Consider the following 12,732-nt stretch of genomic DNA (forward strand, 5'->3'; position numbering starts at 1 on the left):
TTGGCCTCCAGCGCTTTCCACACAAGCGCAAGCAGCTATAAAAATTGAAGCACCACCATTGGCGCCGCGGGCCATCACACCCGCCCGCCATCCAGCCCGAGGAACCTCCATGCGCCATCTCCGCAACCACCGCAGCAGGCTCGCCACCGCCTTCCTGGCCTGCGCCATCGGCCTCCCGGGCGCCGCCCAGGCCGCGCCCTTCGCCACGACCTACACCGGGACCATCTCGACCACCGACTTCCCCGAGATCATCAGCGGCCAGAGCTACAGCGTCACCTTCGTGTTCGACAACGGCGGCAACTCCGCCTCCAACCAGGCATGGACCGGGGCGCACCTGAGGTGCACCTTCTGGCGCATGAACGACGCGCGCAACGTGGGCTTCGTGCAGGACCTTGCCATCTCCGCGCCCACGCTGGCCTTGGGCAGCGCCACCACCGATGGCGCCGGCGTGCTGACCGGCATGTTCACCGAGATCAATGGTGACCCGGCGGGCGCATCGTTCAGCAGCACGGGCATCACGCACACCGTGCCGGCGCACTGGTTCGCCAACGGCATCAACAACGTGTTCTCCGATGCCGCCCAGAACCGCAGCGTGCACGACGCTTCGGGGGGCGTGCAGACGCAGCAGCTTTCACGCTGGAGCCCGCCACAGCCCTTCAGCAGCCCCTGCACGCCGGCCCTTCTGGCGCCCAGCGCCACGCCGGTGCCCGCGCTGGGCAGCACGGGGTGGGTGCTGCTGTCCGCGTTGCTGGCGGGCCTGGGAGTGGTGCGCCGCCGCAGGGCATGAGGCGCGGCAGAAGGCACCGCATGCCGGGTCTTAGTGGGGAGAGCCCCCGAAGCATCCTGGCGACAGGCGCCCTGGCCCTCACCGGGCCAGGTAGAAATCCATGGGGATGAGCTCGATGGCCCATCCGCCCTCTTCGCCCAGCGTGGCCGCCGGGTGCATGGAGGCGATGCGCAGCGCCTCCTCACGGCTGTCCGCCTCGATGATGAAGAGGCCGCCGACCACTTCCTTCGACTCCGTGTACGGCCCGTCACTGACGTGCGTCTTGCCGCCGAGCGGGCGAAGCGTTGCCCAGTTGTCCAGGTCGCCAAGCGACGCGGACACCAGGACCTTGCCGGTAGCGCGCATCTTCTCGTCCAGCGGGGGGCACTGGCGCACCAGCGCCTGGACGTCGTCCGGCGCCATCGCGGCGAATTTTTCGGGGGTGAAGTAGGCGAGGCCGAGATATTTCATACGGAGGTGCTTTGAGGGTGGTGATGCACTGACGACGAAGCTGACGGTCGCAAATCGACCATGTGCTGAAAAAAATGTGCGGGATCCCATAATGCCCCCTTCCCGACTTGCATTCCCCCTCACCCCATGAATTCGCGGCCATCCTCCCCAGCCCTCACGGCCGCATCCCGGCAGCGGTTGTGGCAGGAGCTGGACATGCTCTGCGGCCTGGGCCTCGGCCTCGCGCCCGTGGCCCCCGAGGTGTGCGCCGTGCTGCGCATGCTGGTGGGTGCCGATGCGGCGGCCCTGTTCTGGATGGACGGGCAGGGCCTGCCGGAAGGCTTCCACCACGAGGATTCCCCTGCATCGGCGCAAGACCTGTTCCTCAACGAGTTCCAGCAACTGTTCGTGGGCCCCCACGAAACCAATGTGCTCGCCCTCGCCCGGCCCGATGGTCCGCGCGTCGGCAGGCTGATGGCGCCGGATGCCCGCTATTTCCGCTCCAACTCCTACAACCTCCTCGTGCGCGCCAGCGGCCACCACCACACGCTGGACCTGCGGGTGGAAGCGCAAGGCCGCACCCGTGCCATTGCCGCGCTGTTCCGCGCCCCAGGCAAGGGCTTCGGCGACGCAGAGGCCGCGCTGCTGGAGCGCGCATCGGCCAGCCTCGCGCGGGCCTTCCCGCACACGCCCCCTGCCCGCCCCTGGGACACCGGCCTGAACAGCCCGGTGGGCCATGTGCTGTTCGACGCGGCCAACCAGCAGCCGCAGCTCGCCGACACCACCGCCATCCAGTTGCTGCGGCAAGCCAATCTTCTCGGGCTGGGCGTGCACGGCACGGCGGCAACGGCGGTACTGCACGATCTCCCCCGGCGCCTGGGCAAGCCCCCGCAGGGCGCCGAGCGCATTCCCATGCCGGGTGGCTGGTTGGCGGCCGACGCCCATACCCTGCACCCCATGGCGGGCGGGGCACAACAACTCTTGGTCACCCTGCAGCTGCTGCGCCCGCGCGGCATCGGCGTGGTGCGCCGCGTGTTCGAACTGCCGCTGAGCCCGCTGCAGCGCGAAATTGCCCTGCTGGCCGGCCTGGGCCATGCACGCACGGACTGCACCGAGCGCACGGGCGTGGGCAGCGCCGCGCTGAAGAAGCACTTGCGCACCATTTTTGCAGCCACCGGCACCAGCGGCTGGGACGACCTGGGCCACACCCTGCGCACCTGACTCCACGCCCCCCGGGGCGGCACATGTCCCGCTTCGCCATTCAGGGCGCTGTGGTCCGCGCCCCCGCTGCCACCGCCCCATCGGCGGCCTGCCCCGGCGCCAGCAGCATGAGCCGCGCCCCCAGCGCCACCAGGTCCTGCTGGCGCTGGGTGCGGGTCTTGAGCAGAAGGGTGCTCATCTGCGTGCGCACGGTGCGGATGCGCACGCCGCGCGCGTCGGCAAAGTCTTGCGGGGTCTGGCCGCGCATCAGCGCCAGCAGCAGGGCGCCCTCGGCCGGGCTCAGCCGGTAGGCCTGGCACACCAGGGCAGCGGCGGCCGCCGCGTCCAGCGTGCGCTCCATCAGCACCCAGGCCACGCCGGGGGCCGCGTGGTTCAGGCCCAGCGCCGCCAGATCGCCCACGGCCAACGAGACCAGCAGCAGCCCGCCCGGCAACTCGGCGCAGCCGCTTTCACCATGCAGTGACTGCGTGAACAGCGCGCCCAGCGCAGCGTCCGCCTGCCGCACATTGGCAATGCCCGTGAGCAGCTTGCGCAGGCTGCCGTGCCCGGGGCTCGCGGCAAGGTGCCGCGCGCGGGCGTTGGCGTGCAGCAGGCGCCCGCCCGTGCCGAAGAACAGCATGCCCATGGGCAGGCGCTCCATCAGTGCCTCCAGCCCCTGCGTGCGCGTGCGCAGGGACAACATCTCGCGGTGCAGGAAGGCGGCGTGTTGCAAGGCGCCGAACTCCGCATGGAAGCGCCGTGCCTGCTCGGCCGTGAAGCCCTCGTCGTCGCGCAGGCGATAGACCGACGCGAACAGGTGGCCCCCCGGGTGCCGCGCATTCCACCCGCCGCCGAACATGCGCGTGCCGATGTCGTGCGGGCGCAGGAAGTCGTTGTAGAACGCCGTCTGCCGAAAGCGCCGTGCCGCAGGGGCGGGCGCATCCGTCACCACCGAGATGCCGCCCGGACCGGCCTGGGCGTAGCCCGCCATGGCGGCATCCCACAGCGGGTCCTGCTCGCGGTACAGCGCGGCGTAGCGCAGCGTGGCCTCGGCCGTCACACCCCGGCCCACCAGCGCGGGCGCGCCCTCGGCCGAGGGGGTGTGCAGCCAGTAGCCCGGGTCCGGCTGTTCGGCAAAGCGCGGGCCCCATTGCGCCAGTTGCTCCGGCCCGCTGGCCAGCACGAACCAGCCTATCTGGTCCGCGCCCAGGCTGGTGGCATAGCCGTGCAGCGCCTCGCCCCAGCGCGCCTCGTCGGCCACGGTGCCCAGCAGTTCGGTCAATGCGTGATGCAAGCGTGTTTCCTTTTTTCTCATCGCCGGGCCGCCCCAGGCTCAAAAGCCGCTCACTGGGGGCTGCGCCCCACGCGCGGCGGGAAAGCGTGGGGCCACGCCTATCCCGGCGGCGCCGATTGTGCGGGGCCGCCGCGGCGCGCGCCATTCCCCCTCGGGATACCCCACGCCACTTGCGCGACGATTTGCCAACAAATGCACGCGCATCGGTCAGGTGACCGATAGGCAGAAAGCACGGGCGTTCCAAGAATCGCGGGCTTCTGCTTGCTCTCAGGAGACCCCCCAATGACCACCCCCGCATGGGCCGACACGGCCCGTCGCGTTCTGCACGCCGCCGCGCTGTGCCTGGGCGTTGCCAGCACCGCGCATGCCGCGGGCTGGCAGGCTGCCGGCAGCTTCACCGGTGCGCGCTACCAGCACACCGCCACACAATTGGCCGATGGCCGCGTGCTCCTCGCCGGGGGGCGCGGCGGCGGCGTGCTGGCCAGCACGCAGCTTTACGACACCGCCACGGGCCGCTGGACCAGCGGCCCCGCCCTGCCCGGCCCGCGCGCGGGCCACACGGCCACGCCGCTCCTGGACGGCACGGTGCTGATCGCGGGCGGAGAGGGCGGCACCGGCGCATCGGTGCGCGAGGCCGCCACCTTCGACCCGCAGGCCGGCGCCGTCAGCGCCACCGCCGGCACCATGGCGCTGCGCCGTCGCCAGCACACCGCCACGCTGCTGCCCGACGGCCGCGTGCTCGTGGCCGGTGGCCGGGGCACCGCCGGGCAAGACGGCCTGCAGTCCGCCGAAATCTATGACCCCGCCACCCGCACCTGGGACAGCACCGGCTCCATGCCCGGCATGGGCGCGCGCCAGCACACGGCCACGCTGCTCGCCGACGGCCGCGTGCTCGTGGCGGGCGGCATCGACAACGGCGACAGCGTCACCAACACCGCCGCACTCTGGAGCCCCGCCACCGGCACCTGGACCGCCGCCGCGCCGCTGCCGGCGCGCCGCGTGAACCACACGGCCACCCTGCTGCCCGATGGCCGCGTGTTCGTGGCCGGCGGCAACGACGGCGGCGGCGCGCTGGGCGACACCCTGCTGTACGACCCCTCCGCCAACACCTGGACGGCCAGCGGCGCCCTGCAGGTTGCGCGCACCCAGCACAGCGCCGCGCTGCTGCCCGACGGGCGCGTGCTGCTGGCGGGCGGCGCGGACGACGCCGGTGGCACGCCCATGGCGGCGGTGGAAATCTTCAGCCCCGCTGCGGGCCTGGGCAGCGTCTATGCCCCCATGGCGCAGGCACGCGGCCAGCACAGCGCGCTGCTGCTGCACACGGGCGAGGTTCTGGTGGCGGGCGGCGAGGGCGCGGGGGGCGGCGCGTTGGCGAACGTCGAACTATTGCAGCTCAACACCCTGGCCGCGCGCCACACCGCAAGCCTGGCCGCGGCGCGCCAGCTCCACACCGCCTCACGGGTGTCGAGCAATGGCGAGGTGCTGATCGCAGGCGGCACCGTGGGCAACAGCAGCACGGTCAGCAATACCGCGCTGCGCTACAGCCCCAGCACCGCGCAGTGGAGCAGTACCACGGCCATGCACGATGCCCGTGTCGAACACACGCAAACCCTGCTGCCCAACGACCGCTTTGTGCTCGTGGCGGGCGGCTACAACGGCTCCGTCGCCCTGGACAGCGCCGAAATTTACGACGCGAACACGGCGAGCTGGACGCGCACCTCGCCCCTGCTGCGCCCCCGCGCCGCCCACGCCGCCACCGTACTACCCAGTGGCGACGTGCTCATCGCGGGCGGCACGGGCTACGGCGCCGCCAGCAGCGCAGAGGTCTATCGCGCTGCCACCCTCCAATGGCAGGCCACGGGAGACATGATCCAGCCCCGCGACCGGCATCACACCGCTACGCGGCTGCCTGATGGCCGCGTCCTGGTGACCGGGGGGCGCAACGCAGGTAGCATCCATAGCAGCGCCGAGTTGTACACGCCCGCCACCGGCACCTGGGCGCCCGCCTCCGCAATGACTCACATGCGCGCCGGGCACGCCGCCACGCTGCTGCCGGATGGGCGTGTGCTAGTGGCTGGCGGCAGTGGCAGTACCGCGGCCTCGGGCACCAGCGCTGAAATCTTCGATCCCGCCACCAACACCTGGCAGGCCACGGGCAACCTGCTGACGGGCCGTGTCTATCACCGCGCCGCTGCACTGCCCAATGGCCGCGTGCTCGTCACCGGCGGCTCGAGCACCACGGCCCCCTTCGGCCCCGTCGCCAGCGCCGAGCTGTACGACCCTGCCACCGGCACTTGGCAGGCCGTGGACGCCATGCCGCAGGCGCGCACCGACCACACCGCCACCTTGCTGGCCAACGGCGAAGTGCTCATCACCGGTGGCATCAACGCCGGCGGCCCCATCGCCACCACCTTGCTTTACGGCAACCCCAGCGCCGTGGCGGATGCCCGTCGCCCCCGCATCACGTCCTACCCGGGCCGGATGTCCCGCAGTGACACGCCAGAGTTGTCGGGTCTGCGCATGGTAGGCGCCGTCGAAGCCAGCAGCGGCGGCACCGGCCAATCGGCCACGCAAGTGCCGCTGGTGCGCCTGCAAGGCGAAGACGGCGGCGCCGTGGTGTGGCTGCCCATCGCACGCATCCGCCCCAATGGCGGCAGCGAAACCGTCGTCGTCACCGGCCTTCTGCCAGCGAGCATGGCGCCCGGCCTGTACCGCGCCACGGTGTTCGTCAACGGTCTGGCGTCCGATTCGGTGCCCATCGAAGTGATGCCGGCAGGCGCGCCCAACGCGCCCACCAACGTGACCGCCACGCCCGGCAACGCGCAGGTCACCGTGCGCTGGCAGGCGCCCGTGGGCGGCACCGCGCCCACGTCGTACACCGTCACCGCCCAGCCCGGCGGCGCCAGTTGCACCGTGCAGCACCCCGCCACCACCTGCACCGTGACGGGCCTCACCAACGGCGTCACCTACACCTTCACCGTGACGGCCAACAATGCGGGCGGCAGCGCATCGGCCCCGCCCCTGAGCGGCGTGGTGCCCGCGCCAGGGCCGGTGGTCGATCCGGGCGGCGCGCAGGCCATCCCCACGTTGAGCGAATGGGGCGTGCTGCTGCTCGCCGCGCTGATGCTGCTGGCCGGTGCCTGGCGCACGCGCCGGGGGCTGCCCGGGCACGCGGGGTGACGCGCCATGCAGGCTGCCACCCGCCTTTCACGCGCTACCCGGGGCGCCTTCCAGGCCGCCTGCGCTTGCCTGTGCACGGGGCTGAGCGGCTGCGTGGGTCTGCCCATCGCGCACACGCCGGCCACTGCCATGCTCACGCCCCTGTCCACCGCCATCGGCATGGGGATGGGCCTGCAGATGGGCATGGCCTTGTCACAGACCGCGTCCATCGAGCGCGCCGCCGACATCACGCCCGACGAGCAGGCGCATTTCGAGTCGCTGGACTGCGCGGGCCTGCGCGCCATGGCAGCCCACTACACGCCCTCCGGCACGGGCGTGCCAGCCGCCAATACCTACGCCATGCAGGCAGTGGGCGCGCGGCTCGCGCTGCTGTCGCGGCTGCAGGGCGTCAAGGGCTGCTGACTACACGCAAAAACGGCCTCTAGCGCTTACCCATAAAGCGCAAGAAGCTACCAAACAAATAGCAAAAGGGAAGCATCCACATGACCAACACCGCATGGGCCGACACGGCCCGGCGCCTGGTGCACACCGCCGCGCTGTGCCTGGGCCTGGCCAGCACCGCGCAGGCGGCAGGCTGGCAAAGCGCAGGCATCGTCAACGGCGCACGCAACCAGCACACCGCCACCGAGCTGCCCGACGGGCACGTGCTCGTCACCGGCGGCTTTGACGGCACTGCCGCCATCGCCACCACCGGCATCCTCGACCCCGTTACCGGCAACTGGTCGGACGGCCCCAACCTGCCCGGCGGCAACCGCATGGGCCACACGGCCACGCCGCTGCGCAACGGCCAGGTGCTGATCGCGGGCGGCAGCAATGGCACCAGTGCGCTGGCCACCGCCCTCCTCTTCGACGCGCAGACCGGCCAATTCACCACCACGGGCAACCTCCCCACCTGGCGCAGCCAGCACACCGCCACACTGCTGCAAGACGGGCGCGTGTTCGTCATGGGTGGCGACCAGAACGGCGGGGCCGTGAGCTACGCCGAAATCTACAACCCCGCCACGCGCACCTGGACGCAGAACGCCGCCACCTTGAGCGGCGGACGCCGTAACCACACCGCCACCCTACTGCCCGATGGCCGCGTGCTGGTGGCCGGCGGCGAAAACGCCACGGGCGCGCTGGACAGCATGTACATCTGGAACCCCGCCAACGGCCAGTGGACGGCTGGCCCTGCCCTGCCCGGCGGCCCGCGCTGGCAGCACACCGCCACGCTGCTGCCCAACGGCAACGTGCTGTTTGCCGGCGGCCGGGGCGCTGGCGGCACCTACAAGCCCCTGGCCGACGTGTACAACACCAACACCGGCACCTGGGCCGCCAGCATCGCCCACGCCCCGCGCGCACGCCACGCCGCCACGCTGCTGCCCGATGGCCGGGTGCTGATCACCGGCGGCGACGACGCGGCGGGCTTTGTGGCCGCGTCCGAGGTCTATACCCCCGCCAGCGGCTTTGCCGCCTACCCCGCGCTGATTTGGCCGCGCCGCCAGCACACTGCTGTGCTGCTGCACACCGGCACCGTGCTGGCGGTGGGGGGCACCGGCCCAGCGGGTGTGATGCCCTGGGCCGAAACCACGCACCCTGCCACCTTCACCCAGCGGCCCACGGCCACGCTGCCCGAAAACCGCGCGCGCCACGCCGCCACGCTGATGCCAAGCGGCAACGTGCTGGTCGCAGGCGGCACCACCGCCAGCACCGGCACCGCCAGCGCGCTGCGCTACCGGCCCGAATCGGCCTCGGCATCATCCACTTGGCTGGGCACCGCCCCCATGAGCCAAGTGCGCAACTTCGGCCACACGCAAACTCTGCTGCCCGACGGGCGTGTGCTGACCGCCGGGGGCTGGGGACCGGGCGTGGCCCTGAACACCGCCGAGATCTACGACGAAGCCACCGACGCCTGGACGGGCGCGCCCCCCATGCAGCGAGCGCGTTTTGGCCACACCGCTACCTTGCTGCCCGGCGGCAGCGTGCTGGTGGCCGGTGGCAGCAGCAGCACCCCGCTGCCCATGGCCTACGCCGAAACCTACGACAACGCCAGCCACCAGTGGCAGGCCACAGGCAGCATGAGCACCCCCCGCAGCGGCCACACCGCCACCGTGCTGCCCGATGGCCGGTTGATGGTGACGGGCGGCACGGACAGCAACGGCACCACCCCGCAGGCCAGCGTGGAGTTCTACACCCCCGCCACGCGCCAATGGACGCCCGGCCCCGCAATGGACACGCCCCGCAGCGGCCACAAAGCCATTGCACTGCTGGACGGCCGCGTGCTGGTGCTGCACGGCGACCTGAGCAGCGCGCAAATCTACGACCCCGCCGCCAACGCCTGGAGCGGCGCCGCCCTGCCCCAGGCCCCGCGCAGCGCCTACACCGCCACGCTGCTGCCCGATGGCCGCGTGTTCGTCGCGGGCGGCTACGTCTTGGTGGGCGGCAACCCTGTCAACAGCACCCGCACCGAGCTGTACGACCCCGTGCGCAACACCTGGGAAGATGGCCAAAGCCTGGACGCCGCTTGCAGCAGCCACACCGCCACGCTGCTCGCCACGGGCCGCGTGCTGGTGGCAGGCTGCGGCGCCAGCCTGTTCGACGACCCCGTGCAGCCGGGCCGCGCCCCCGCCATCACCGGCGCCAGCCCCGCCACGCTGGCGGCGGGCGATACGCTGACATTGAGCGGCCTGCGCTTGACCGGCGACAGCGAAGGCAGCGGCGGCGGCACCAGCCAGTCGGCCAGCCATGCGCCCATGGTGTCGGTTCAGCACGCGGATGGCGGCCCGGCGCTGTGGCTGACGGCACAAGAATCCAGCGCCACCGGCTTCACCTCGCGCGCCATTGCGGCGGGCACGCCGCTCCGGCCTGGCCTGTACCGCGTCACGCTGTACGTGAACGGCCTCCCGTCCAACAGCCTCCTGCTCAACGGCCCGCCCTCGGCCGTGGGCGCACCCAACGCCCCCACCGACGTCACCGCCACACCCGGCAACGCGCAAGTCACCGTGCGCTGGCAGGCGCCGGTGGGCGGCACGCCGCCCGCGAGCTATACGGTGACGGCTCAGCCCGGCGGCGCCAGTTGCACCGTGCAGCACCCCGCCACCACCTGCACCGTGACGGGCCTCACCAACGGCGTCACCTACACCTTCACCGTCACGGCCAACAACACGGGCGGCAGCGCATCGGCCCCGCCCACGGGCGGCGTGGCGCCCGCGCCCGGGCCGGTGGTCGATCCGGGCGGCGCGCAGGCCATTCCCACGTTGAGCGAATGGGGCGTGCTGCTGCTCGCCGCGCTGATGCTGCTGGCCGGCCTGCGCGCACGCCGATTTGTTGTTGTTTAACTATCAAAAAGAGAGCTGCCAGCGCTTTACAGAAAAGCGCTGGCGACCAAGAACACCATGAAAAACCTTACCTTCCACCCCTGGATCCCACGCGCCCTGGCCGCCTCGCTGCTGCTGGCCGGCACCCAGGCCTTCGCGCTGGAATGCGCTCCCGGCCAATGGCTGGCGGAGTACTTTCCCAACACCAAGCTGGCGGGCGCTGCCGTGCTGGAGCGCTGCGAGAGCGGCCCCATCGACTACTACTGGATGACCGACAGCCCGGCCCCCAGGCTGCCGGTGGACAGCTTCTCCGCGCGCTGGACCGCAAGCCTGCCGTTCGCCGCGGGCGCCGCCAGGTTCACGACATACACCGACGACGGCGTGCGCGTGTTCGTGGATGGCAAGCGCATCATCAACAACTGGACCGTGCACGGCATCACGATGGACACGGCGTCCGTGCGCCTGTCCGAGGGGCGCCACACCGTGCGCATGGAGTACTTCGAGGCGGGCGGCGAAGGACTCGCGCAGCTCTTCATCGACGGCACGGCGCCGAACACGCCACCGCCCCAGCCTCCACGCATCCAGGCTTTCACGGCCCAGCCCGACGTGATCGAGGCGGGCAACAGCAGCATCCTCTCGTGGAGCACGGAGAACGCCACGGCCTGTACCGCCACGGGGGGCTGGAGCGGAGAACAGGCAGGCACCGGCGGCACCAGCGTGCGGCCCACCGTCACCACCACCTACGGACTGAGCTGCCGCAACGCGGCTGGCGCCACCACGGCCGCATCGGCCACGGTGACCGTGCGCAAGGCACAGCAGCCCCCCACCATCGGCAGTTTCACTGCCACGCCCGCACGCATCATGGCGGGCCAGAGCACCCAGCTGGCCTGGCAGGCCCACAACGCGACCACCTGCACGGCTTCGGGCGGCTGGAGCGGGCCGCGCGCGGCCGAGGGCAACGAACTGGTGCGCCCCGCAGCGAACGCTGCGTACACGCTGACCTGCACCAACACCGCGGGCCAAAGCGTGGCCGCCACCACCCAGGTGGCCGTGGAGGCCACCAATCCGCTGCCCCCCGTGGGCGGCGTGACGGCCGCCAGGACCAGCCGCGGGGTGAACGTGGGATGGAACCCCGCCGCCCAGAGCGGCAAATGGGTCAACGGCTACTACGCGGGCTGGTTCTGGGAAACCTACCCGCCCGAAGCCGTGGACATGGGCACCATGACGCACTTCGTCTTCGGCCGCTATGCGCCCGCGCTCGGTTCACTGCCCGGCGGCCGGGCGGGCGACCTGCTGGAGGGCGCCGGCTCGGGCCACCTGGCCAACGTGGAGGACGCGCTGATCGCCAAGGCCCACGCCGCGGGCGCCAAGGCGGTGATGATGGTGGGCGGAGACAGCGACGGGCCCGGTTTTGTTGCCGCCACCGCCAATGCCACGGTGCGCGCGCGCTTCATCAAGAACATCCTCGACAAGGCGGTGCAGAAAAACTACGACGGCGTGGACATCGACTGGGAAGAGAACCTCGACACGGTGGCTACCCGCGCCCAGGCCCTGGCGCTGCTGCGCGAGCTGCGCGCCGCCTCGGCGCTGCGTGCCCGCTACCAGGCGCCGAACGCGCCGCTGGAGCTGAGCTGGCCCGGCTTCTGGGTCAACAAGAACGACCCCGACATCACGCCCTGGCACGCGGAGGTGGCCGCCGCAGTCGATCGTTTCAATCTGATGACCTACAGCATGGCCGGCGACTGGGGCTGGCAGTCGTGGCACCACTCGCCGCTGTCCGGTGCGGGCGATCTGTACCCGACCTCGATTGAATCGACGGTGCAGGCCTATCTGGACATGGGCATCGCGCGCTCCAGGCTGGGCATCGGCATCGGCCTGTACGGTGCGTACTACAACCATCCCGTCACCGGTCCGCGCCAGAGCATGGACGGCATGCAAGGCTGGATGAACAACGGCGACTGGGAGAACAACTACCAGCGCCTGGTGAACGACAACGCCTTCAACCGCGCGGGCGCCACGTACCACTGGGACGACGTGGCCAAGCAAGGCTACATGACCTACTCGCCACCCTGGAACCGCGGCACGAACACGCCGGTCACCTACCTGAGCTTCGAAGACGAGCGCTCCATCGCCGAGAAGGGCAAATGGGTGCGCGAGCAGGGCCTGGGCGGCACACTGGTGTGGACCATCAACTATGGCTACCTGCCGCAGTCGAACAGCAATCCGCAGATGCAGGCCGTCAAGCAGGCCTTCATCGCGGACAGCGCCACGCGCTACCGCGTCTACCGCGACGGCGTGGCGATTGCCACGGTGACCGGCTCGGGCTACACCGACGTCGCGCCGCCGCTCGGCAGCCACTACTACCAGGTCAGCGTGCTGGATGCCGCGGGCAACGAGGGGCCACTGTCCGCACCCGTGACGGTGCAGCTCCCCTGACGGCCGACAGCGAAGCGGGCGCACTCAGCGAGGGCAAGGGCGCCTGAGCGGCGCAAGGGGCCAGGGCTCGCCGTCCACGAAGCCAGCCCCGCCTTGGCCGGCGAAAGTGC

8 protein-coding genes are annotated in these 12,732 nt (G+C 71.3%); 6 read left to right on the plus strand and 2 right to left on the minus strand.

The window, feature by feature from the left end; genetic code table 11:
• The first annotated feature begins 109 nt into the window (after positions 1 to 109).
• Positions 110 to 787 carry a hypothetical protein gene (locus ACAM51_RS09440; RefSeq protein WP_369643391.1) on the plus strand — a complete coding sequence of 226 codons (678 nt, stop codon included), beginning with the start codon at positions 110 to 112 and terminating at the stop codon, positions 785 to 787.
• 78 nt (positions 788 to 865) lie between these two features.
• On the opposite strand, the gene ACAM51_RS09445 is transcribed toward ACAM51_RS09440, so the two are convergent.
• A complete protein-coding gene (locus ACAM51_RS09445; RefSeq protein WP_218296165.1) occupies positions 866 to 1,237 on the minus strand; it encodes a YciI family protein in 372 nt (123 codons plus the stop codon).
• A gap of 126 nt (positions 1,238 to 1,363) precedes the next feature.
• Here ACAM51_RS09445 and ACAM51_RS09450 point away from each other — a divergent pair, with 126 nt between their 5' ends.
• Positions 1,364 to 2,437: a hypothetical protein gene (locus ACAM51_RS09450; protein ID WP_218296166.1), complete on the plus strand. Its 1,074-nt coding sequence runs from the start codon at positions 1,364 to 1,366 to the stop codon at positions 2,435 to 2,437.
• 40 nt (positions 2,438 to 2,477) lie between these two features.
• On the opposite strand, the gene ACAM51_RS09455 is transcribed toward ACAM51_RS09450, so the two are convergent.
• Positions 2,478 to 3,710, minus strand: coding sequence for a helix-turn-helix transcriptional regulator (locus tag ACAM51_RS09455; protein ID WP_369643392.1), 1,233 nt, complete (start codon positions 3,708 to 3,710; stop codon positions 2,478 to 2,480).
• Positions 3,711 to 3,992: 282 nt separating this feature from the next.
• On the opposite strand from ACAM51_RS09455, the gene ACAM51_RS09460 reads away from it, so the two are divergent.
• From ACAM51_RS09460 to ACAM51_RS09475, 4 genes are all read left to right on the plus strand, one after another.
• Positions 3,993 to 6,890, plus strand: coding sequence for an IPTL-CTERM sorting domain-containing protein (locus ACAM51_RS09460; RefSeq protein ID WP_369643393.1), 2,898 nt, complete (start codon positions 3,993 to 3,995; stop codon positions 6,888 to 6,890).
• Between the two features lie 6 nt (positions 6,891 to 6,896).
• Positions 6,897 to 7,292, plus strand: coding sequence for a hypothetical protein (locus tag ACAM51_RS09465; RefSeq protein WP_369643394.1), 396 nt, complete (start codon positions 6,897 to 6,899; stop codon positions 7,290 to 7,292).
• A gap of 80 nt (positions 7,293 to 7,372) precedes the next feature.
• On the plus strand, positions 7,373 to 10,207 hold the full coding sequence (locus tag ACAM51_RS09470; protein WP_369643395.1) for an IPTL-CTERM sorting domain-containing protein: 2,835 nt from the start codon (positions 7,373 to 7,375) through the stop codon (positions 10,205 to 10,207).
• A 57-nt stretch (positions 10,208 to 10,264) separates the two neighbouring features.
• Complete coding sequence (locus ACAM51_RS09475; RefSeq protein ID WP_369643396.1) at positions 10,265 to 12,622, plus strand: glycosyl hydrolase family 18 protein; 2,358 nt, start codon at positions 10,265 to 10,267, stop codon at positions 12,620 to 12,622.
• Positions 12,623 to 12,732: the final 110 nt, after the last annotated feature.

The sequence above is a fragment of the Acidovorax sp. A79 genome (genome assembly GCF_041154505.1).
Classification (GTDB): Bacteria; Pseudomonadota; Gammaproteobacteria; order Burkholderiales; family Burkholderiaceae_C; genus Acidovorax.